Origin of the sequence: Saccharomonospora piscinae, from assembly GCF_005862235.1 — a bacterium.
Taxonomy (GTDB): Bacteria; Actinomycetota; Actinomycetes; order Mycobacteriales; family Pseudonocardiaceae; genus Saccharomonospora; species Saccharomonospora piscinae.
In genome coordinates, this window is record NZ_VCEK01000001.1 from 544016 (window position 1) to 564520 (window position 20505).

The window sequence follows — 20505 nt, forward strand, 5'->3', positions numbered from 1 at the left end:
TTGTCCGCACACGCCCGTTCCCTCGACGGTCAGCACAGTCGGCACGGTCAACAGGATCAGCAGGCCGACGATCTCGGCCAGACCCCCCGGCGACGACGGAGCCTGCTCTGGCTCACCGGTCTCGGCCTCGGTTTGGTCGTCACTGTCGTGTTCGCCGTCTGCCTCGGCGCGGTGGGGATACCGCCCTCGACCGTGGTCTCGATCATCGGCCACCACGTCCTCGGCACGCCCGCCGGCGGCGCGACACTCGCGCAGGACTCGATCGTCTGGCAGGTGCGTCTGCCGCGCGTGCTGCTCGGGGCCGCGGTCGGCGCCGGGCTCGCCGTCTGCGGGGTGGCGTTGCAGGCCATGGTGCGCAACGTGCTCGCCGATCCGTACCTGCTCGGCGTCAGTTCGGGAGCCTCGACGGGGGCGGCCGGGGCGATCCTCTTCGGATTCGGCGCGGGCCTCGGGGAGCACGCGCTGGCACTCAGCGCGTTCGCCGGTGCGCTCGGGGCGTCCGTGGTCGTCTTCGTCGTGGCCCGCGCGGGTGGCCGCATCACGTCGCTGCGCCTGCTGCTGGCCGGGGTCGCCGTCGGCTACGCGCTCTACGCCGCCACGAGCTTTCTGATTTTCGCGTCGGACTCCGCCGAGGGTGCCCGGTCGGTCCTGTTCTGGCTGCTCGGCTCCCTGGGCCTGGCCAGCTGGGGCATGCCGCTGGCGGCGGTACTGGTGATCGTCTGCGGGACCGTCGCCGCGCTCCTGATCTGGAGTCGCCGCCTCGACGCGCTGGCGGTCGGCGACGAGACCGCACACACGCTGGGGGTGTCACCGACCCGTTTCCGGGTGCTGCTGCTGGCCGTGGTCTCGCTCTGCGTCGGCGCGGTCGTGGCCGCCTCCGGGGGCATCGGCTTCGTCGGGCTGGTCATCCCCCACGTCGCGCGCCGTTTCGTCGGCGCGGCCCACGGGCGCTGCGTTCCCGTGGCCGCGCTGATCGGCGCCGTGTTCCTCGTCTGGGCCGATGTCGTGGCGCGGGTGCTGCTCGTTCCCCGGGAGCTTCCCATCGGGATCATCACCGCGCTCGTCGGTGCGCCGTTCCTGCTCGTCCTGGTCCGGCGCTTCCACGCGACCACCACCTGAGACCGCCGGAGGAACCGATGCGCGCCGCCCACCGACCTGCCCGCCTACCACTCGCCTTGAGCGCGTGCGTGCTCGCCGCCTGCGGCGCCCCCGCCGGGCCGACACCCGCCACCGACGACCCGCTGACGCTCACCAACTGCGGCGCCGAGGTCACCCTCGACGCCCCGCCCGAGCGCGTGATCCTGCTGGAGAGCGCACCCGTGAGCACCCTGCGCGCGCTCGGTGCGCTCGACTCGGTGGTCCTGCGCGCGGGCGCGTTCCCGCCCGAGTACTACGACGCCGGGACCAACGCCGCCATCCGGGACATCCCGTCGCTGGGTGAGGAACTGGACGCCAGCGGCCATCTGCAGATCTCCCGGGAGGTGATCATCGGTCAGCAGCCGGATCTGGTGCTGGGCCTGCCCGACGGCATCAGCCGCGAGAGCCTCGCCGCCGTCGGCATCGACGTGCTGGTTCACCCCACGATGTGCCCGGAGGGTGGTGGTGCCACGACCTTCGACGACGTGGCCGACCACGTCACCACCTACGGGCGCCTTTTCGACCGGCAGGCCGAGGCAGGGGAGCTGGTGGCGTCCCTGCGCGAACGGGTCGCCGCCGTCGAGCGGGAGGTGGCGGGCGGGCCGGAGCGCACGGCCGCCGTGCTGTATCCGACGGTCGGGGGCGGCACCGTCTACGCCTACGGCAGGGCGAGCATGGCCCACCCGCAGTTGGAGACAGCCGGGCTCACCAACGTCTACGCCGGGGTCGGCGACCGCGTGTTCGAGGTGACACTGGAGGACGTCATAGCGAAGGACCCGGACGTGCTCGTGCTGCTCCACACCGACGGTGAGCCGCGAGCCGTCCGGGATGCGATCGTGACCCTGCCCGGCGCGGACGCGCTCACCGCGGTGCGCGAGGACGACGTCCTGGTCCAGCTGTTCAATTTCACCGAGCCGCCCACGCCGCTGTCGGTGGACGGCCTGGAACGGATCCACACCACCGTCGGACACGGCTCATGATCACCGCGGAGGACGTCGTCTTCGCCTACGGCGACACGCTCGTGCTCGACGGCGTGCGCGTCACGGCCGAGCGGGGCCAGGTGGTGGGGCTGATCGGCCCCAACGGCAGCGGCAAGACCACCCTGCTGCGCACCCTCTACGCCGCGCTCACGCCGCGCGCCGGGCTGGTCAGCCTCGACGACAGCCCGCTGGGGACGGTGCCCCAGCGCGAGCTCGCCAGACGGCTCGCCGTCGTCGTGCAGGAGGGTTCGGGCGAGCTGCCGCTCACCGTGGCCGAGACCGTCCTGCTGGGGCGCTCGCCGCACCTGGGGACCTTCCAGCGGCATTCCCTGCAGGACTACCGGATCGCCGCGGCGGCGTTGTCCCGCGTCGGGGTCCGTGACCTGGCCGACCGCGTCTTCGCGGGGCTCTCGGGCGGGGAGAAGCAGCGGGTGCTCATCGCCAGAGCGCTCGCCCAGCAGGCCGACCACCTTCTGCTCGACGAGCCCACCAACCATCTCGACATCCGCTATCAGCACGAGATACTGCAACTCGTGCGCACCCTCGACGTCACCACCGTCGTGGTGCTGCACGACCTCAACCTCGCCGCCCGCTACTGCGACGAGGTGGTCCTGCTCGATCACGGTGCGGTCCAGGCCACCGGGACACCGGCGACGGTGTTGTGCCCGGAGGTCCTCGAACCCGTCTACGGCATCGGTGTGCGGCGCGTGTCCACCGACGGTGAACTACACCTGTTGTTCCGGCCGTTGCGGTAGGCGGGCACGCCGGGGCGGCCGGGCACCCGCAGACTGGGCGGCATGCTCCAGTCCCCCGTGATCCTCGTTCTGGACCTGCTCGGCACGTTCGCGTTCGCCCTCAACGGCGCGCTGACCGCCGCGCGGGCCGCCCGGCTCGACCTGATCGGTGTGCTGGTGCTGGGCATGATGACCGCGCTGGGCGGCGGGATTCTGCGGGACCTTCTGATCAACGTGCCGCCCGCCACCTTCGGCGACCTCCGCTACCTCGCGGCCGCGGCGGGCGGAGCGCTGCTCGCCTTCCTGCTCAGCGTGGAGCTCGAACGCTTCACCCGGCTCATCACCGTCTTCGACGCCATCGGGTTGAGCGTGTTCTGCGTGACCGGGGCCAGCAAGGCGCTCGACGCCGGTCTGGGCGGTGTGCAGGCCGTGCTGCTCGGCGTCATCACCGCCGTCGGCGGCGGCACGCTGCGAGACGTCGTGGTGCAGCGCGTCCCCACGGTGCTGACCAGCGACTTCTACGCGGTCCCCGCTCTGGTGGGCGCGGCCCTCGCGGTCGCGGCACTCCAGCTCGACCTCCCCGAGCTCGTCGGCGCACTGGTGCCAGCGGCGATCGCCTTCACCATTCGCATGCTCGGCGTGCGCTTCAACCTGCGGGTGCCGCGACCCCGGCAACACCGGCTGCGCGGAGCGGCGGACGAACCGGACCGCTGACGGCGTCGAACAACCGGGCAATCGCCGCGAAACCACCACCAGCGGGCGCCGTCGATGGCAGACTTCCACCGACCCCAAGATCATCAGTGGAAGGATGTCCCGGTGTTGGCACGCTTCGCGCGCGGAGTTCTCACGGCCGCCCTCGTCACGACGGCACTCACGGCGTGTGGCACGGAGCCGGACGGCTCCCCCGGCGACGACGGCGGCACCGGCGCATCCACCGCCGCGTCAAACCCCGGGGGCGACAACACCGACGACACCTGGTACGACACCGTCTCCCCCGCCAGCGCCGGCGGCACGGTCGGTGGCGACGACAGCCCGTGCCCGCTGCCCGTCACGTTCGACGTCGCCGAGGGGTGGCAGGCGGAGGCTCTGGACTTCTCCGACACCGAAAGCGAGGAGTTCGCCGCGCTCACCACCAACGGCAGCTTCGCCGTGCGCTGCGAGATCGACGCCGGGCCCGCGGGTGCGGTCGGCCACCTCCGGGTGTGGATCAGCGACGAGCAGCCGCGGGATCTGGAGGACACGCTGCGCACGTTCCTCGAGGAGGACTCGTCGGAGCGCATCACCGACGAGAGCTACCGCGACGCCCAGGCCGGTGCCGCCGAGACGGTCGAGGGCACGGTGCTCACCTACTCGGACCTGCTGGAGGAGAACCGCCGCACGCGCGCCGTCGTCGTGCCCGCCGCCGAGCACACGGCCGTGATCGAGTTCAGTGGTTTCGACCTCATCGAGCACGAAGCCATGGTCCCCGGCTACCTGCTCGCCCTCGACACCGTGAGGGCGAGCAGGTAGGCATCGGGTCAGGCTGCGGAGCCGAACCACCGGGGCAGCACGTCGAGCAGTTCCCGCTGGTCCCGGCCCGCCCACGCGACGTGCCCGTCCGGCCGGAGCAGCACGGCGGGCACGTCCAGCTCGTCGCTGGTGTCGACGACGTGGTCGACCCGGTCGGCCCAGCCTGCGACCGAGAGCTCGCCGGTCTGGTCGAGCAGCAGTCCGCGCCCGGTGCGCAGCAGCGCGTAGAGGCGGCCCCGGGTCAGGACGACGTCCCGCAGGTGCCGCCCGAGCAGGGCGTGCCCCTCACCGAAGTCGTAGCGCACACCGATCGCGGTGACCTTCTCGGTCAGATACCGGTTCACCTGCTCGAAGCTCAGCAGCTCCGTCACCAGCCTCCGCACCGCCCGTGGTCCCGGTGCGCTGGACAGCAGTTCCATCTGCGCGCGGGTGTTGTCGAGCACGTCGGCGGCCACCGGACGCCGTTCGGCCTCGTAGGTGTCGAGCAGGCCGTCGGGCGCCCGGCCCGCGACCTCGGCGGCGAGCTTCCAGCCGAGGTTCACCGCGTCCTGGATGCCGAGGTTGAGGCCCTGGCCCCCGGTCGGCGGGTGAACGTGCGCCGCGTCGCCCGCGAGCAGCACGCGGCCGTCCCGGTAGCGCTCGGCGAGCCGGGTCGCGTCGCCGAAGCGGGACAGCCAGCGCGGCGAGTGCACGCCGAAGTCGGTACCAGCGAACGCCCGTAGCCGCGCCCGGAACTCGTCGAGGGTCGGCGAGGTCGAGCGGTCCGCGGCCACGCCCTCGGCGGGCACCACCACGCGGTAGACCCCGTCGCCGAGCGGTCCGAGCCCGAACCGCAGCTCGGTCTCGCGCACCTCGGCCACGGCGGCCAGCACCGTCTCCTGCGGCACACCCACCTCCATCTCACCGAGCAGCGTCTCGACCCGGCTTGGCTCGCCGGGAAAGCCGATGCCGGCGAGCGTGCGCACGGTGCTGCGGCCACCGTCGCAGCCGACGAGGTACCGCGCCCGCAGCCGGGTGCCGTCGGCCAGCTCGGCGCTCACCCCGCCGCCGTCCTGGCGCAGCCCGGTGAGTTCGGCACCGCGCCGGATCCGCGTGCCGAGCTCGCGCGCGTACTCCTCCAGCAGCCGGTCGGTGGTGGTCTGCGGGATGCCGAGCACGTAGTCGTGGGCGGTGTCCGGCAGCTCCGGCGCGGGCGCGGGAATCGCCGCGAAGAACCCGCCGAGCGGGTACCGCGTGCCGTGCTCCAGAAAGCGGTCCAGCAGACCGCGCTGGTCCATGATCTCGATGCTGCGCGCGTGCAGGCCGAGCGCGCGGACGTGCGGAAGCGGTTCCGGTTCCCGCTCCAGCACCACCACGCGCACGCCGTGCAGGCGCAACTCACCGGCCAGCATCAGACCGGTCGGACCCCCACCGACGACGATGACGTCGAACTCCACGTCGAATACCCCTGATTCCCCTTGGTCGGGCTGTGACGCGGTGAGTGTGGAGCACGAGGTGGGTCTTGCCGCAAGCCCCGGGGTGCGCTATACGTTGAAGATGGCGGGGAGTTCGTCCGCCGAATCCCGTGTAGATGGTCTCAGTGGTCCCCGTTGATCTCAGCCTCCGGGGCTGGCGGACTCCCAGTCGCCGCGCCAGTCCGGGTGTGCCGCGTAGACGGAGGCGATAAGCCGCGCCGTGTCGGCGTCGGCGTGCTCGCGGATCTCCCGGCGCAGGTAGGCGACCTTCTCGGGAAACGGCACCGGCACCCGCTCCTCGGCGACCTGCACCGGGCCGGGCAGCAGCACCAGTCCGCTGCCGTCGTCGCTGCGCAGCAGACGGAGGCGGCCACGGCGCTCGGCCTCGTCCAGCGCGGGCAACACACCGTCCTCGTAGCGGCGCTCGTCGTCGTCCAAGCGGGCCAGTACGAAGTTCGTCAGCTCCGTCATGCCCCACGGGTAACCCACCGAGGCCGGTCTGACACTCCCCCGGCTCGCGGCCACGGTCCCGCCGACGTGACGACGACGTAGGATCGAGCGGACGGAGAACCGGACACAACGGGTGAGCGAGTGATCGAGGTGCGGCGATGCGGGTGATCGCCCGCGACGGCGAGCACGAGATCGAGATTCAGCGCTCCCGGTTTCGCTGCACCGTGGCGCGGGTCTCCGACGTCGACGAGGCCACGGCGGTCATCGCACGGGTCCGGCGTGCCGGGCCGACCGCGAGCCATCACTGCACCGCTCTGCGGATCGGCGACCCCGGCACCGGCGGGCTCACCGCCCGCAGCAACGACGACGGCGAACCCTCCGGCACGGCGGGAGTCCCGATGCTGGAGGTGCTGACCCGGCGCGGCCTCACCGACGTCGTCGCCGTCGTGTCCCGTTGGTTCGGCGGGACCAAACTCGGGGCCGGTGGGCTGGTCCGCGCCTACTCGGGGGCGTTGACCGCGACGCTCGACACGGTCGGCGAGCTCCGCCGCGTCCGCCACCGCGCGCTGCTGGTGGCGGTCCCCCACGACCGAGCCGGACGGCTGGAACACCACCTGCGCACGTCGCCGTACCGGCTGCGCGACGTGGAGTACGGCGCGGACGTGACGTTCACGGTCGCCGTGGCCGACGGCGACGTGGCCGGGTTCGAGGCGTGGCTGGCCGAGGGCTCCGGCGCCCCGGTCGACGTCCTGGACGCCGGTCCGTGCGACGTCTACCTGCCGTGAGCACTCGGCAGTGCCTCGTGGTCGTCGCGGTCTAGTGGTTCGCGCTCAGCGTCGTCAGCGGCGAAGACCGATCAACAGTGGCACACCGGCCAGGCCCGCCCCGGAGCTGTGGCGCTCACAGGGCGGGTCCGGCCGGACTGGTCCTGGCAGAGGGATCCTACGAGCGCGCGGGAGGCTGCCAGATCGAGCGGTTCTCGAGCACATCCCGAACCCGGGCGTCCTTGCCCGGCAGGTCCTGCTCGCCGGAGTCACGCGCGGCCGCGGGCGCGTCGTCCGCTGGGACGTCGGGACGCGGGTCGGCGGCGCACTCCGACCGCGACGGCGGCAGAACTCCGTGGAGCAGGTAGTCGTTGACCTGTTCCGTCACACACGCGTTGATGCCGAAGTGTCCGTGTGCGCCGCTGTCGCGCACGGAGATCAGCTGGTGGTTCAGCGTGTCGGCCATCGCGGGCCCGCCCGCGTACTGCGTCGCGGGATCACCGTCGCCCTGGATCACGACTCCCGTGGGATAGCCGTCGCGCTCCAGCGTGACCAGGGGCTCGGGCGGTGTGAAGGAGCGGAAGGTGCAGTTCGTCGGCGCGGCACCGATCACGCCACTGCCGTTGCCGTCGCGGTAGGGATACCGCTCCCGGTAACGCCGCATGTCGTCGTAGTACGTGGCGAGCTCGCTCGGCCAGTCGGCCTCGCAGGTCACCGTGTGGTACACGCCGGGGTCGACCTTGGGAATGCCGTCGTCCGCCAGCACCCTGCTGACCGCCGCCGTGGTGTCCCGCGACAGGGTCGTGTCCTGCTCCGCCGCGTCGCGCACCTCCGCGATGACCTCGGCGGTCACGTCCCACATCGGCCGCTGCTGCGTGGCCAGGGCGAGCAACCAGTCCAGCCGGTCCCGGTCGAACTCGTCCGGCCACGGTAGGTACCAGTCGTCCTCCGGCCGCTCGAGCTCCACCGATTTCTCGGCCAGCTCGGCGGCCAGGGCCTCCGTGGTGGCCAGCACCTCCTCCTGCGAGGCGCCCAAGTGGTAGGTGTCGTCCCGGTCGCCGACCCACGCGGCCCACTGCTCGACGTTGAACCGGACGCCGACCGACTGTTGCAGTGCCTGCTCGCGCCACATCCAGTCCGGGTGGATCGACGAGTCGAGCACGCTGCGGTTCAGCCGTTCGGGAAACAGGCTTCCGTAGACGGCGCCGAGGTAGGTTCCGTAGGAGTAGCCGACATAGTTGATTTTCGGTTCGCCGAGCGCGGCGCGGATGACGTCCATGTCCCGCGCGGTGTTGGCCGTGTTGATGTACGGCCGGATGCCGCCGCCTCCGCGCTCGCAGGCGTCCTCCTTGGCCCGCGCGTAGCTGGTGTACGCGGCGAACTGCTCATCGTCCGGGCGGGTGGTGCGCGGCCGGACGTCCTCCACGCGCTCGCACAGCAGGGCCGTGGAGCGCCCGGTGCCCCGGGGGTCGAAACCGATCTGGTCGAAGGAGTCCGCGAGTTCCGTTTCCCGGGTCTGCAGCGGCATCGTCAGCCCGCCCGCCCCCGGTCCGCCGGGGTTGAGGAGCAGCACGCCCTGCCGCTGCGTCCGGTCCTTCGCCTTGATCCGGCTGATCTCGATGTGGAGCCTGCCCTCGTCGGGTTCCTCGTAGTTCAGGGGTACCAGCACGGTGGCGCACTCCATGTGCTTGTACTGCCCCTTCCAGGGATCGACGATCACGCCCCGGTCCGGTTGCTCCGAGGGCGGAAGGGGCTGCGGCTCCTCGCACTGCTGCCACTGGAGCTCCTGGGTGTGAAACGCCGCGAGCGCGTTCTCGCCCGCGTTGGCGACCACGCCGAATCCCAGCGCGAGCGTCACCGTCACCCCGGACGCGAGTGCCACCCGGGCACCTCGCCTAGGTCTTCTCACCGTGCGCACCATGCATACCTCTCTCGTGTGTGGACGGACGAGAACAAAGCTAAGGCGGGTGATGTTGCGGAAACGTTCAGGTTTGTCCGCCGGGGCACGGCAGATCGAGATGCACGGTGAGCCCACCGTCCGGATTGGCCTGCAATCGCAGTGCGCCGTCGTGTGCGGTGGCGATGGCCGACACGATGGCCAGCCCGAGCCCGTGTCCCGAGCCCGGCTTCCGGACCCGGCCGCTCCCGCGCACGAAGGGCTCGACGAGGGAGTCGACGGAGGCAGCGGGCACCGCCGGTCCCGTGTTCACCACGGTCACGCGCGCCACCCCGTGTACCACCGCCAGCCGCACCAGCGCGTGCCCGCCCGGGTGATTGTGCCGCACGGCGTTGCGCACGAGGTTCGACAGTGCCTGCCTGAGCAGCACCGGATCGCCGTACGCGACCGCCGCGCCGCTCGGCGCGCGCAGGTCGACTTCCGCGGCGCTCGCCTCGGCGGCCTGGTCGCGCAGCACCACCCGGGCGGCGTCGGCCAGATCCACCGGTTCGCGCACGCGCACGCCCCGGTCGGCGTCGGCGAGGTCGAGCAGCGCACTGACCGTCTCGATGTTCGAGCGGTTCATCTCCCGCACGCGCCCGGCCAGGGCGCGGAACTCGGGAAGCGCGGTGTCCGGGTCGTCGAGGGCGACGTCGATCATCGCCTGCGTCGTCGCCAGCGGGGTACGCAACTCGTGGGAGGCGTTCGCGGCGAACCGGCGGTGGATCGCGAACGAGCGTTCGAGGGAACCGAGCATGCGGTCCACCGTGTCCGCGAGATCGCGGACCTCGTCGCGCGGACCGCCGAGCCCGATGCGATGGTCGAGATTTCCGGTGGCGGCCCTGGTCGCGGCGACGTTGATCGCGGCGAGTGGCTTGATGATGCGCCCCGCGACGATCCACCCGACGACGCCACCGAGGACGGCGAGCACGACCAGCGCGATCGTGGAGACGACAAGGAAGTGCTGGAGGAAGTCGGTGCGCTGGATCGCGACACCCGCCGTTCTCCCCTGCTCGAAGTTCTCCGACGGGTGCGGCGCTCCGAGCGTCTCGGCGATCTGGAAGGGCGGAACGAACCGCATGAAGAGGTAGACGATTCCGATGAACACGGCCACCGAACCGGTGACCATGCCCGCGTAGCTCAGTGCCAGCCTCGTGCGGATCGGCAGCCTCCGGGCTTTCCTGCCCCGCATGTCACGGCCCGAACCGGTAGCCCGCACCGGGTACCGTCTGGATCACTTGTGGTTCGCCGAGATGCCTGCGCAGATTGGAGATCGTGACGCGGGGCGAGTTGGTGAACGGATCGGCGTTGGCGTCCCACGCCTGTTCGAGGATCTGCTCCGCACTCAGCACTCCACCCTCGGCCTTCATGAGCACCTGGAGCACCGCGAACTCCTTCGGGCTCAGCCGCACGGAGCTGCCGTCGCGGTAGACCTCGCGGCGGAAGGGGTCCAGCCGCACGCCGTGGGAGTCGAGCACGGGCGGGCGCGCGGGCTGCGCACGTCGCTCGAGTGCCCGCAGCCGCGCGACGAGTTCCGGCATCTCGAACGGCTTCGGCAGGTAGTCATCGGCGCCCACCTCGAAACCGGACACCCGCTCCCACAGCGAACCCGCGGCCGTCAGCATCAGCACCCGCAGCCGAGGGTGCTCGGCCGCGATCCGCCTGCACACCTCGTCGCCGTGAATTCCGGGCAGGTCCCGGTCGAGCAGCACGACCTCGTAGTCGTTCACGCCGATGTGCTCCAGCGCGGCCTCGCCGTCGTACACGACGTCGGCGGCCATACTCGCCCGGCGAAGCCCGGCGCGGATCGCGTCGGCGAGATACGGCTCGTCCTCGACGATCAGCACCCGCATGCACAAACTCCTCGCCGAAGGGATTCCCGTCGCCGCAGCCAACCACCGCGGTTGTTCTCACACCATAAAGATCGTGTCGACGATGCCCGTAACACCCCGGGTGGTCGACTTTCCGGTGTGCCCGGCATCCGGCCGGCACCGGAAAGGATGGTCCAGATCGTGAATAGGCAGGGAAAGTTCCTCGTGTCCACGGCTGCGGTGCTCGTCGCCGTGCTGAGTGGCTGTGGCGGCGGGTCCGGCGACGTGGCGGGTGAGAGTGGGCCGTCCGGCTCACAGGCACCGTCGCAGTCGTTCGAGCAGTACCAGCTCGACCTCGCCGAGTGCGTGCGCGACCAGGGCGTCGACATGCCCGACCCCGGCGAGGACGGCATCAAGCTCCGGGGCGGTGACTCGGACGCGATGCGCAAGGCCATGGAAACCTGCCGGGAGGAGCTGGGTGCGCCCCCCGCACCGGACGGCGGCCCCCCGCTGTCCGAGGACGAGCGCTACGAACTGCAGCTCGAGGCCGCCGAGTGCTTCCGTGAGCACGGCATCGAGGTCGCCGACCCCAAGCCCGGTCAGGCGAGCGAGGCGGTGCCGGACGCGCCCGCGGACGTCCTGGCGGAGTGCGCGCAAGCAGACGGGCGCCCCTGATGGCCGGTGAGCAGTCCGGCGTCCGGCACCGCACACGGCACTCTCGCCGCCGGGTCCTGATCGGTGTGACGGCGGGAGCCGTCGCGGTCGCCACCGGAACGGGGCTCGGCATCACCGCCGCCGTCACGACGGAGTCCGACGAGGGCGGTCCCGGCGCGGGCGCGTACCGGGGGGCGACGGACGAGATCGTGCGGGGTGACCTCACGGGCAGCACGACCGCGTCGGGCACGCTGCGTTTCGCGGGCGGGCGCACGATCACGTCGGCGGGCGGCGGCATTCTCACCGAGCTGCCCGCGCCCGGCTCGGCCGTGCGGCTCGGTGACCGGCTCTACGCCGTCGACAACGTGCCCGTGTTCCTGTTGCGCGGCAAGGTGCCCGCCTGGCGGGAGTTCGCGATCGGCATGGACGACGGGCCGGATGTGCGGGCGCTGGAGGAAAGCCTGCGCGAGCTCGGCCTCTTCGACGGCGAACCCGGCAAGCGGTTCACCTGGGCCACCGCGAACGCCGTCGTGGCATGGCAACGGGACAACGGACTCGACCCCACCGGGCGCCTGCCACTGGGCTCCGTCGTGTTCGCGGGCGAAGACCTGCGGATCGGCAGTCTCACGGCTCAGGTCGGCGATCGTGTCGGACCGGGCGCGAGCCTGTTCGAGACGACCGGCACCACCCAGGTCGTCGACGTCGATCTGCGGCTCGCGGACCAGCGGCACGCGGTCCCGGACACGGAAGTTCACCTGCGCCTTCCCGACGGCACCGAGACGGAGGGCACGATCTCGTCGGTGGGGACACCGACCGAGCGGGATTCGCCGGGTGGCGGTGGAGAGACGGTCGTTCCCGTCGTGATCACACTGGCCGACCCGGCCGTGACCGAGTCGTTCCAGGAGGCGTCGGTGACCGTCGACATCCCGAGCGAACAGCGCGAGGACGTGCTCTCCGTGCCGGTCGGCGCCCTGCTTGCCCTGGACGCGCGCCGGTTCGGGGTCGAGGTCGTCGACCCCGACGGCAGGACGCGGCGGATTCCCGTCACCACCGGGCTGTTCGCCGGTGGCCGCGTCGAAATCTCCGGCAACGGCGTCCGTGCCGGTCAGCGAGTGGTGGTGCCGAGCCGATGACCGAGATCGTCTCGCTCACCGACGTCCGCCGCTCCTACGGCGAGCCGCCCGTGCTCGCGTGCGACGGGGTGTCGCTGACACTGGAGGCAGGCGAGTTCGCCGCCGTCGTCGGGCCCAGCGGGTCCGGCAAGTCCACGCTGCTGAACCTCATCGGCACGCTCGACCGCCCCACCGCGGGCACCGTGCGCGTCGACGGGGTCGACGTCGACGGCCTCGGCGACCGCGAGCGCTCCGCCCTGCGCGCACACCGGATCGGCTTCGTGTTCCAGCAGTTCCACCTCGCCGAGGGCACGAGCGCGCTCGACACCGTGGCCGACGGGCTCCTCTACGCGGGCGTGCCGCGCGCGCAACGGCAGCGTCGCGCGGCCGCCGCACTCGAGCGCGTCGGGCTCGGCCACCGCGTGGCACACCGCCCGCACGAGCTGTCCGGCGGTGAGCGCCAGCGGGTCGCCGTCGCGCGGGCCGTCATCGGGGACCCGCCGCTGCTGCTCGCCGACGAGCCGACGGGCAACCTCGACTCGGTCTCGGGCGAGCGGATCGTCGAGCTGCTGGGCGAGCTGAACCGGCAGGGCACGACGGTCGTGGTCATCACCCACGACCGCGAACTCGCCGAACGGATACCCCGCCGGATCACCGTGCGCGACGGCCGGGTGACGAGCGACTCCGCCACGAGGGATGGTGCTGCCACGTGAGCACACGGACCACCACACCGTCCCGCCTTCTCGGCCGCGACGTGCTCCGGCTCGGGATGGCCGGGCTGCGCGCGCGGCCCGCTCGCGCGGTCCTGTCCGCGCTCGGCATCGCCATCGGCATCGCCGCCATGATCGCGGTCCTCGGGATCTCGTCGTCGAGCCAGGCCCGCCTGAACGACGAGCTCGCCCGGCTCGGCACCAACCTCCTGACCGCGACCGCGGGCCGGGATCTGCTGGGCGAGGAGACGACGCTGCCTGCCGACGCCGTGGCCAGGGTCGGCATGGTGGACGGCGTCGAGTCGGCGAGCAGCACCGCCGCACTGGAGGCCCCGGTCTACCGGAGCCCGCTGTCCGATCCGGACGCGAGGGGCGGGATCACCGCGATGGCGGCGCACCCGGCCCTGCTCGACGTCGTGTCGGGCACGCTGCGTTCCGGTGACTGGCTCAACGCGGCGACCTCCACCTACCCGACGGTCGTGCTCGGGCACAGCACCGCCGAACGCCTCGGGGTCGCCACCCCCGGCACGCGGATCTGGCTCGGTGGGCGTTTCTTCACCGTGGTGGGCGTCCTCGACCCGGTCGCACTCGCACCCGAGCTGGACAGTGCGGCACTCGTCGGGGAACCCGTCGCGGGCGACGTGCTCGGCTTCGACGGCCGACCCACGACCGTCTACGAGCGCTCGGCGGACGGCACGGTGCCGCAGGTGCGGTCCCGGCTCGCCCCGACGATCTCGCCCGAGCACCCCGAGCAGGTCGAGATATCCCGGCCGTCCGACGCGCTCCAAGCGCGGCACGCGGCCGACCGGGCGTTCACCGGCCTGCTCGTGGCGGTCGGGTCGGTGGCGTTGCTCGTCGGGGGAATCGGGGTCGCGAACACCATGGTCATCGCCGCGCTCGAACGGCGGCGCGAGATCGGGCTGCGGCGCGCGCTCGGTGGCACGCGCGCGCACATCCTCGCGCAGTTCCTCACCGAGGCCCTGCTGCTGTCCGCCCTCGGCGGCGTGGCGGGATGCGGCATCGGCGCGGCCGTGACCGGTGTGCTGGCGTTCGGCAACGACTGGCCGTTCGCGCTGCCCCTGATCGCCCCCGCGGCGGGGCTCGCGGCGACCGTCGTCATCGGCGCGATCGCGGGCTTCTACCCGGCGCTGCGGGCCGCGAGAACCCCGCCCACAGCGGCGTTGAACTCCTAGCCGGCTCGACGCGCGGCGGGTCCTCGCGGGCCACACTCGCCGCCTACTGACACGTCGTGCTAAATTTTGGCCATGCTGCCAAACACTGAGCACGACGGCCAGTCGCGCTCCTTCATCGAAGAGGCGCGGCGCGCTCAGATCGTGACCGCCGCCGTCGAGACCATCGCCGAGGTCGGTTACCACCGGGCGTCGATGGGCCGGATCGGCGCCCGGGCGGGAATCAGCCGTGGGCTGATCTCGTACCACTTCGCGGGGAAGTCCGAACTGATCGCCCAGGTCGTCACCACCGTCTACACCGACGTAGCGGCCTTCATGACACCCATGATCGACGCCGAGACCACCTACGCCGGCGAACTGCGCGCCTACATCCGCTCGAACCTGGAGTACATGCGCGCCCACCCTGCCCGGATGGTCGCGCTCGTCGAGATCCTCACCAGCGGCGGCCTGGCCGACCTGCCCGAGGCCGACCCGGACGCGTTCGACCGGCAACTACGGGAACCACTCGAACAACTCTTCGAGGCGGGGCAGGCCAGCGGCGAATTCCGGGACTTCGACGTCACCGTCATGGCCCGGATCGTGCGCGGCGTGATCGACGCCGTTCCCACCGCGTTGTCCCGCGATCCGGACCTCGACATCGACTGTCACCTGCGCGAGATCACCACCGCCCTCGACCTCGCCACCCGGCCGGTCCCGTCCACCCCGGAGCAGACATGAGCCACCTCGACGGCAAAGTCGCACTCGTGACCGGCGGGTCCGGCGGGATCGGTGCGGCCATCGCCCGCCGCTTCGCGTCCAGCGGAGCCGACGTCGTCATCGCCGACGTCGACCCGGCCGGGGAGGCACTCGCCCGGGAGATCGGCGGAGCCTTCGTCCACACCGACGTGACCCGGCCGGCCGACAACCGTGCCGTCGTCCGAACCGCGACCGAGCACTTCGGCGACCTCGACATCGCCGTGCTGAACGCCGGAATCGGCGAACAGGGCAGCTTCCTCGAGGATTTCCGGCCCGAGCACTACCGCGACCTGGTCTCGGTCAACCTCGACGGGGTGGTCTACGGGCTGCACGCCGCACTGGAGGTGTTCACCGAACGGGGCTCCGGCGCGATTCTCGCGACCTCCAGCCTGGCGGGCCTGAGCGAGAGCCCGACCAACCCGCTCTACGCGGCCACCAAGCACGCCGTGACCGGACTGGTCCGCTCCGTCGCGCCGCTCGTCGCCGAGCAGGGCATCACCGTCAACGCGCTGTGCCCCACCTTCATCGACACCCCGATCCTGGGAGAAGCGATCCCCTACATCACCGACATGGGAGTGGCGGTGCTCTCGCCCGAGCGGGTCGCCGAGGTCGCGGAACTGGTGCTGGCACACGGCGGGACCGGACAGGCGTGGCCGGTGGTGCCGCACGGCGACCCGGAACCTGTTGCCTTCCCCGAACTGCCGTCGATCATGTCCGACCCGAACCGGCAGATCCCGGAGGCCACCTCATGACCGTCCTCGCCCGCGCACTCGACCTCACCCGCCGCTACAACGGCACGATCGCGCTGGACGGCGTGTCCCTGGAGATCGCCGCCGGGCAGGTGGTCGGATTGCTGGGCCCCAACGGCGCGGGGAAGTCCACGCTGATCAACGTGATGACCGGCGTGGTGCGGCCTGATGCCGGCAGGGTCGACCTGTGCGGCGGCGACCCGCGCAGCGAGTCGACCCGCCGCGTGATCGGCGTGACGCCGCAGGAGACCGGGCTCCCGGAGACCTGGCGGGTCGCCGAACTGGTGGACTTCGTGTCGGCGCACTTTCCCGAGCCGGTGGACCGCACCGAACTACTCGACCGCTTCGACCTCGCCCCACTGGCCGACCGGCAGGCCGGCGGCCTCTCCGGCGGGCAGCAGCGGCGGGTCGCGGTCGCGCTGGCCTTCGCCGGGCGGCCCCGGCTGGTGTTCCTGGACGAGCCCACCACCGGTCTCGACGTGGACGCCCGGCGGGCGCTGTGGGACGGCATCCGTTCCTTCAACGCCGACGGCGGAGCCGTCCTGCTGACCAGCCACTACATCGAGGAGGTGGAGGCGCTCGCCGACCGGGTCGCGGTGATGGACCGCGGCCGGATCATCGCCGACGGCGGCATCGCCGAAATCCGCGGCCGGGTCCGGCTCAAGCGGGTCACGCTGACCGACCCGGTGCTGCCCGAGCTGGTCGGGGTTTCCTCGGTCGAGCGAGACGCCGACCGCACCCATCTGCTCACCAACGACGCCAGCGCGCTGGTCCGGGAGCTGGTGACCGCCGGTGCGTCCTTCACCGACATCGAGATCGAGTCCGCCTCGCTGGAGGACGCCTTCCTGGCGATCACCGGCGATCGGCGGGCCACCTGAGGCGAAAGGCCGATCAATGTCCTCCTTGACCATGACCTACACCCGGCGAAACCTCGCCGAGAACATCCGGACGCCCACGATGTTTCTGACCGTGGCGCTGGTCCCGGTCGGCGTCATGGTGTTCTTCGTCGTGCCGTTCATCGGACAGGACGCGGTGGCGATCACCTCCGCCACCGCGACCCTGGTGGTCTTCGGGGTGCTCATGGCCTGCGTCGGCCACTTCAGCGTCGCCATCGCTGCGCAACGGGAGTCCGCCTGGGGTAGCTACCTGCGCACCCTCCCAGGCGGGATCACGCCGCAGATCCTCGGATATCTGCTGGTCGGGCTGGTGGTCGTCGCCGCAGCGATCATCCCGATCCTGCTGGTGGCCGGACTGTTCACCGCCGCCTCGGCTCCGCCGCCGCGGGTGCTGCTGGCGTCGGGGGCGCTGCTGGTCGCGGTCGTGACCTTCACCTTGCTGGGCCTGGCGATGGGTTACCTGTTGTCGATGCGGGTGGCCGCCATCGCCAACAGCATCGGTTTCCTGCCGCTGGCGGTGGCCGGCGGGATGTTCTTCGACGAGGCGGACACACCGGAGATCATCGCGCAGATCGCGCCCTTCGTCCCCACCCGGGGCGCGACCGACCTGGTGCTGGTCGCGCTGACCGGGGAGTCCGTCGGCGGTGCGCTGTCACTGGTGATGCTCGCGGTGTGGATCGTGGTCCTCGCCGGGCTCACCGTCTGGGGCTACCGCCGCGATCAGGTCCGCCGCTTCGACTGAGGCCGGACCCGCCCGCCGGGTGGACGCGCGCGACCCGTTCACTCCCAGCGGAAGGTACGCGCGGCGATGGCGCCGAACACGACGGTGTAACCGGCCATGAGCGCCAGCTCGACGAGGCCCGGAAAGGTGCCGCCCCACAAGTCGCGAATGGACTGAAGAGCCGCACCCATGGGGGTGGCCGTGCCGATGGTGGAGAGCGCACCCGGCAGGACCTCCGGCACCGGAATAAATGCGCCCGAGCCGTCGTGCGTCTGGCGACACTCGACGCGGACACTCCGGGGGAACCTTCCAGGACGAGAGCGGGGAACTGCGCTGTAGTCGCGGGTGAAGCGGGCCGGGCCCCGCGCGGGTTCCGAGTCAGGCGCCTGCGGGAGCCCGGAGGGCGAGGGCAAACCACTGCTCACTCACCCCGGTCGCTTCCCATTCCCGGCGGGGTCTCCTCAATCGTGGCCAACAGGGACAGGTAGGCAATACCGAGCAGGCCGACCTCGGAGGCGAATCACTCAGCCTGCTGTCGCCCGGCGCAGTCCGGGTCGGGATCGGTCAGGGAGTAGCGCAGCCACGTCAGTCCTCGCTCGTCGAGCGGTGCCCCGGTGGCGAGGGCGGAAGTCGGCGGTCGAGACGAAGTGCGGTTCGGCGATCTCGCGCGCCTGCGGTGACCGTGCGGACAATCCGGACCGTTCGGCCTCCCCGGTCGGACCCACATTGGCAGGCCCATCGGGTCCGGCGTTTCCCGCACGCAGTTGTCGAGGTCGCCGCGTCGCCGGAGCGCTACGAATCTCTTCGATGATCCCGGCCCCGGCGCGACGGGCTGCTGGCGTGGTCCTCTCGTGCTCGGCCGCCGCCCGCGGTCCAGCACGACGTCAGGGGTCCCTGCTCAACGGGGTGAGACCTTGCGTACCCGGTACTCGCAGAAGTCGGCGACGAACAGATTCCCGTGGGCGTCCGCAACAACGCCGCGTGGATCCAGCGGAATCCCGGTAGCGGGGCCCGATTCCTCTCCGTCGCCCGCGGCACCGTTGGCGGCGATGGTGCTGATGGTGTTGTCAGTAGCTGAGACCTTGCGCACCCGGCAGGTGTCGGAATCGGCGATATAGAGGTTCCCCTTTCCGTCCACCGCGAGGCCGATCGGAAAGGTCAAGGTCGCACGATTCGCGGGACCGCCGTCACCGGTCCCGCCCTTGTCCCCCGTGCCTGCGACGGTCGTGATCGTGTTGTCGGCGGCCGACACCTTCCGCACCCGGTGGGTACCGTTGTCGCCGAAGTAGAGGTTGCCGTCCCCGTCGACCGCCAGGCTGTTCGGATACATGATCTCCGCTTCACTGCCCGGCCCGCCGTCGCCGCTGTCGCCTTCCCGCCCCGTGCCGGCCACGGTGGTGATGGTGTTGTCGGTGGCCGAGACCTTCCGCACGCGATGGCTTCTCGGGTCCGTGACGAAGAGGTTGTCGTGGCCGTCGACCACCACACAGTTCGGCAATCGGAAGTCCGCCTCGGTCGCCGGTCCCCCATCGCCGCTGTCGCCTTCCCGGCCCGTGCCGGCCACCGTCGTGATTCTGCCGTCGGCAGCCGAAACCTTGCGCACCCGGAAACTGTCCGAATCCGTGATGTAGACGTTCCCGTGCCGGTCCAGCGCGACGGTCGTCGGGTGCCGCAGCTGCGCTTCGACCGCGGGCCCGCCGTCACCGCTGTCCCCGATCCGCCCGGTACCCGCGACGGTTGTGACCGAGCCACCGTCCGACGAGATCCGCTGCACTTGGCGCTGATCCCCGTCGGCGATGTAGAAGTTCCCGTGCTCGTCCACAGCGAGGCCCCACGGCCTTCCGGCGGTGCGCGTAGCGGTCCTGATCGTCCACACCGTCGCCGGTGCGGCGGGATGGTGTGGCGCCGGGCGCGGCGAGGCGTCCCCGTCGATCTCGAACGTGTCCGGTGACCAGACGCGGCCGGTCGTCCAGGGCCCGGCCTCATCGGGGGCGACGTAACGAGCACGCCACTCGGTCTTGATCGCGGACGCGGCGTACACGTGGACCAGGTGTTCAGCGCCCTGCACTGCCGCCGGGGACCAATCGCCGTCGACGTACTCCTGCACCTCGGTCGTGCACCCCGGTCGTGGCGGCACCGACAGAAAGGCCCACCCGGACGTGAACCGGACCCGCAGGCCCTCGGGACGCGGAATCGACACTGGCACTCCTTCTCGATCGCGGCTAAGAACACCACACCGGTGGCGAGGTCACGGCGACCGTGCGCCACTGGCATGTGTGTCCGCCCTACCCAGAACATCGGCCGCAGTGAGACTAGAGATCCGCGTCCCGGAAAGGGAGAACGGTTCACGCGAAGGGGTACGCGGCTATTCGGGTGATCCTTCCTTGACATGCCGCACCGGAGCGCATGGGCCGACATCAACGGCCGAGCCACTGCTCTCGGGCCTCGTTCTCGGAGAGTTCGGGCGTCGGCGACTCCGGCCGCTCAGCCGGACCGGTCGCGCCCGGCGATATCGGCCTCGACCGCCGCCACAGCCCCTTCCGGCTCGGCCGAGCATCCCAAGACCAGGCCGTCACAGAGCACCGCACAAGCCTGGGTCGCTGCATTGACCTGTTTCAACGCCGCACGCCGCGACAGTCCACGACGCCGCGCGTCGCGCCACACCGCGGGCAGGAGCCACGCCGTGTTGCGGGGATCGACCACGGTGAGAAGAGCCGACCGTCTAGGTATCAGCCGGTTCTCGTTTGAATACTGTGAGTGTCCGAGGGGGAGTTGCACACTAATAACCACACGGATTCGCCTTCCCGGCATCGGATAAGTCGGAGGGCTTTACTGTCCGGTCTGTCCCCTCACGGTTCAACCCTGAGACCCTTTGACGAGACAGGGGCCTGTGGCAGCTCTACCTTCTGCTGTGCATCCGGATCGGTGTCAAATCAGCGAGCAACTCATGCTGGGTCGAACCG

Annotated in this window: 22 protein-coding genes; 14 read left to right on the forward strand and 8 right to left on the reverse strand. The window is 71.2% G+C overall.

Features of this window, described 5'->3' with window-relative positions:
- Nucleotides 1–102: 102 nt before the first annotated feature.
- The 5 genes from FFT09_RS02575 to FFT09_RS02595 all read left to right on the forward strand — a co-directional run bounded on the left by FFT09_RS02575 (nucleotide 103) and on the right by FFT09_RS02595 (nucleotide 4360).
- Complete coding sequence (locus FFT09_RS02575; RefSeq protein WP_244231231.1) at nucleotides 103–1119, forward strand: FecCD family ABC transporter permease; 1017 nt, start codon at nucleotides 103–105, stop codon at nucleotides 1117–1119.
- 56 nt (nucleotides 1120–1175) lie between these two features.
- Nucleotides 1176–2117 carry an ABC transporter substrate-binding protein gene (locus tag FFT09_RS02580; protein WP_244231188.1) on the forward strand — a complete coding sequence of 314 codons (942 nt, stop codon included), beginning with the start codon at nucleotides 1176–1178 and terminating at the stop codon, nucleotides 2115–2117.
- Nucleotides 2114–2872 carry an ABC transporter ATP-binding protein gene (locus FFT09_RS02585; protein ID WP_081190581.1) on the forward strand — a complete coding sequence of 253 codons (759 nt, stop codon included), beginning with the start codon at nucleotides 2114–2116 and terminating at the stop codon, nucleotides 2870–2872. Before FFT09_RS02580 ends, FFT09_RS02585 begins: the two co-directional genes overlap by 4 nt.
- 42 nt (nucleotides 2873–2914) lie before the next feature.
- Nucleotides 2915–3565: a trimeric intracellular cation channel family protein gene (locus FFT09_RS02590; RefSeq protein WP_138381718.1), complete on the forward strand. Its 651-nt coding sequence runs from the start codon at nucleotides 2915–2917 to the stop codon at nucleotides 3563–3565.
- 102 nt (nucleotides 3566–3667) lie between these two features.
- Complete coding sequence (locus FFT09_RS02595; RefSeq protein ID WP_138381719.1) at nucleotides 3668–4360, forward strand: lipoprotein; 693 nt, start codon at nucleotides 3668–3670, stop codon at nucleotides 4358–4360.
- A gap of 8 nt (nucleotides 4361–4368) precedes the next feature.
- Here the strand turns inward: FFT09_RS02595 and rox are convergent, their stop codons facing one another.
- Nucleotides 4369–5796 carry a rifampin monooxygenase gene (rox, locus tag FFT09_RS02600; RefSeq protein WP_208544341.1) on the reverse strand — a complete coding sequence of 476 codons (1428 nt, stop codon included), beginning with the start codon at nucleotides 5794–5796 and terminating at the stop codon, nucleotides 4369–4371.
- A gap of 159 nt (nucleotides 5797–5955) precedes the next feature.
- Nucleotides 5956–6285 (reverse strand): hypothetical protein, encoded by a 330-nt coding sequence (locus FFT09_RS02605; RefSeq protein WP_024874104.1) that lies wholly within the window; start codon nucleotides 6283–6285, stop codon nucleotides 5956–5958.
- A 137-nt stretch (nucleotides 6286–6422) separates the two neighbouring features.
- On the opposite strand from FFT09_RS02605, the gene FFT09_RS02610 reads away from it, so the two are divergent.
- On the forward strand, nucleotides 6423–7049 hold the full coding sequence (locus FFT09_RS02610; protein WP_024874105.1) for an IMPACT family protein: 627 nt from the start codon (nucleotides 6423–6425) through the stop codon (nucleotides 7047–7049).
- 157 nt (nucleotides 7050–7206) lie between these two features.
- Here the strand turns inward: FFT09_RS02610 and FFT09_RS02615 are convergent, their stop codons facing one another.
- From FFT09_RS02615 to FFT09_RS02625, 3 genes are all read right to left on the reverse strand, one after another.
- Nucleotides 7207–8910 carry an alpha/beta fold hydrolase gene (locus FFT09_RS02615; RefSeq protein ID WP_167305322.1) on the reverse strand — a complete coding sequence of 568 codons (1704 nt, stop codon included), beginning with the start codon at nucleotides 8908–8910 and terminating at the stop codon, nucleotides 7207–7209.
- Nucleotides 8911–9013: 103 nt separating this feature from the next.
- Complete coding sequence (locus FFT09_RS02620) at nucleotides 9014–10156, reverse strand: sensor histidine kinase (RefSeq protein WP_138381721.1); 1143 nt, start codon at nucleotides 10154–10156, stop codon at nucleotides 9014–9016.
- Between the two features lies 1 nt (nucleotide 10157).
- Complete coding sequence (locus FFT09_RS02625; protein WP_138381722.1) at nucleotides 10158–10817, reverse strand: response regulator transcription factor; 660 nt, start codon at nucleotides 10815–10817, stop codon at nucleotides 10158–10160.
- Between the two features lie 159 nt (nucleotides 10818–10976).
- On the opposite strand from FFT09_RS02625, the gene FFT09_RS02630 reads away from it, so the two are divergent.
- From FFT09_RS02630 to FFT09_RS02665, 8 genes are all read left to right on the forward strand, one after another.
- The gene (locus tag FFT09_RS02630) at nucleotides 10977–11450 is read left to right on the forward strand and encodes a hypothetical protein (protein WP_138381723.1); all 474 of its coding nucleotides are present in this window, start codon (nucleotides 10977–10979) and stop codon (nucleotides 11448–11450) included.
- Nucleotides 11450–12562 carry a peptidoglycan-binding protein gene (locus FFT09_RS02635; protein WP_138381724.1) on the forward strand — a complete coding sequence of 371 codons (1113 nt, stop codon included), beginning with the start codon at nucleotides 11450–11452 and terminating at the stop codon, nucleotides 12560–12562. Before FFT09_RS02630 ends, FFT09_RS02635 begins: the two co-directional genes overlap by 1 nt.
- Nucleotides 12559–13254 (forward strand): ABC transporter ATP-binding protein, encoded by a 696-nt coding sequence (locus FFT09_RS02640; RefSeq protein WP_138381725.1) that lies wholly within the window; start codon nucleotides 12559–12561, stop codon nucleotides 13252–13254. The genes FFT09_RS02635 and FFT09_RS02640 overlap by 4 nt, the downstream gene beginning before the upstream one ends.
- Nucleotides 13251–14444 (forward strand): ABC transporter permease, encoded by a 1194-nt coding sequence (locus tag FFT09_RS02645; RefSeq protein ID WP_341868994.1) that lies wholly within the window; start codon nucleotides 13251–13253, stop codon nucleotides 14442–14444. The genes FFT09_RS02640 and FFT09_RS02645 overlap by 4 nt, the downstream gene beginning before the upstream one ends.
- Before the next feature lie 72 nt (nucleotides 14445–14516).
- A complete protein-coding gene (locus FFT09_RS02650) occupies nucleotides 14517–15158 on the forward strand; it encodes a TetR/AcrR family transcriptional regulator (RefSeq protein WP_081190590.1) in 642 nt (213 codons plus the stop codon).
- Nucleotides 15155–15928: an SDR family NAD(P)-dependent oxidoreductase gene (locus FFT09_RS02655; protein ID WP_138381726.1), complete on the forward strand. Its 774-nt coding sequence runs from the start codon at nucleotides 15155–15157 to the stop codon at nucleotides 15926–15928. Before FFT09_RS02650 ends, FFT09_RS02655 begins: the two co-directional genes overlap by 4 nt.
- Entirely contained in the window at nucleotides 15925–16803 is an 879-nt protein-coding gene (locus FFT09_RS02660) for an ABC transporter ATP-binding protein (RefSeq protein ID WP_138381727.1), read from the forward strand. The genes FFT09_RS02655 and FFT09_RS02660 overlap by 4 nt, the downstream gene beginning before the upstream one ends.
- 16 nt (nucleotides 16804–16819) lie before the next feature.
- Nucleotides 16820–17563, forward strand: coding sequence for an ABC transporter permease (locus tag FFT09_RS02665; RefSeq protein ID WP_024874117.1), 744 nt, complete (start codon nucleotides 16820–16822; stop codon nucleotides 17561–17563).
- Nucleotides 17564–17601: 38 nt separating this feature from the next.
- Here FFT09_RS02665 and FFT09_RS02670 read toward each other — a convergent pair whose 3' ends face one another.
- The 3 genes from FFT09_RS02670 to FFT09_RS02680 form a co-directional block, all read right to left on the reverse strand.
- Nucleotides 17602–17784: a hypothetical protein gene (locus tag FFT09_RS02670; protein ID WP_208544342.1), complete on the reverse strand. Its 183-nt coding sequence runs from the start codon at nucleotides 17782–17784 to the stop codon at nucleotides 17602–17604.
- A gap of 656 nt (nucleotides 17785–18440) precedes the next feature.
- The gene (locus tag FFT09_RS02675) at nucleotides 18441–19364 is read right to left on the reverse strand and encodes an NHL repeat-containing protein (RefSeq protein WP_138381728.1); all 924 of its coding nucleotides are present in this window, start codon (nucleotides 19362–19364) and stop codon (nucleotides 18441–18443) included.
- A 662-nt stretch (nucleotides 19365–20026) separates the two neighbouring features.
- Nucleotides 20027–20245 (reverse strand): hypothetical protein, encoded by a 219-nt coding sequence (locus tag FFT09_RS02680; RefSeq protein ID WP_244231191.1) that lies wholly within the window; start codon nucleotides 20243–20245, stop codon nucleotides 20027–20029.
- Nucleotides 20246–20505: the final 260 nt, after the last annotated feature.

What these genes read in the sequence shown, in the direction of transcription:
- FFT09_RS02585 (WP_081190581.1), top strand. Translation starts at nt 2,114, where the DNA reads ATGATCACCGCGGAGGACGTCGTCTTCGCCTACGGCGACACGCTCGTG.
- FFT09_RS02590 (WP_138381718.1), top strand. Translation starts at nt 2,915, where the DNA reads ATGCTCCAGTCCCCCGTGATCCTCGTTCTGGACCTGCTCGGCACGTTC.
- FFT09_RS02605 (WP_024874104.1), bottom strand. Translation starts at nt 6,285, where the DNA reads ATGACGGAGCTGACGAACTTCGTACTGGCCCGCTTGGACGACGACGAG.
- FFT09_RS02610 (WP_024874105.1), top strand. Translation starts at nt 6,423, where the DNA reads ATGCGGGTGATCGCCCGCGACGGCGAGCACGAGATCGAGATTCAGCGC.
- FFT09_RS02620 (WP_138381721.1), bottom strand. Translation starts at nt 10,156, where the DNA reads ATGCGGGGCAGGAAAGCCCGGAGGCTGCCGATCCGCACGAGGCTGGCA.
- FFT09_RS02625 (WP_138381722.1), bottom strand. Translation starts at nt 10,817, where the DNA reads ATGCGGGTGCTGATCGTCGAGGACGAGCCGTATCTCGCCGACGCGATC.
- FFT09_RS02635 (WP_138381724.1), top strand. Translation starts at nt 11,450, where the DNA reads ATGGCCGGTGAGCAGTCCGGCGTCCGGCACCGCACACGGCACTCTCGC.
- FFT09_RS02640 (WP_138381725.1), top strand. Translation starts at nt 12,559, where the DNA reads ATGACCGAGATCGTCTCGCTCACCGACGTCCGCCGCTCCTACGGCGAG.
- FFT09_RS02650 (WP_081190590.1), top strand. Translation starts at nt 14,517, where the DNA reads ATGCTGCCAAACACTGAGCACGACGGCCAGTCGCGCTCCTTCATCGAA.
- FFT09_RS02655 (WP_138381726.1), top strand. Translation starts at nt 15,155, where the DNA reads ATGAGCCACCTCGACGGCAAAGTCGCACTCGTGACCGGCGGGTCCGGC.
- FFT09_RS02660 (WP_138381727.1), top strand. Translation starts at nt 15,925, where the DNA reads ATGACCGTCCTCGCCCGCGCACTCGACCTCACCCGCCGCTACAACGGC.
- FFT09_RS02665 (WP_024874117.1), top strand. Translation starts at nt 16,820, where the DNA reads ATGTCCTCCTTGACCATGACCTACACCCGGCGAAACCTCGCCGAGAAC.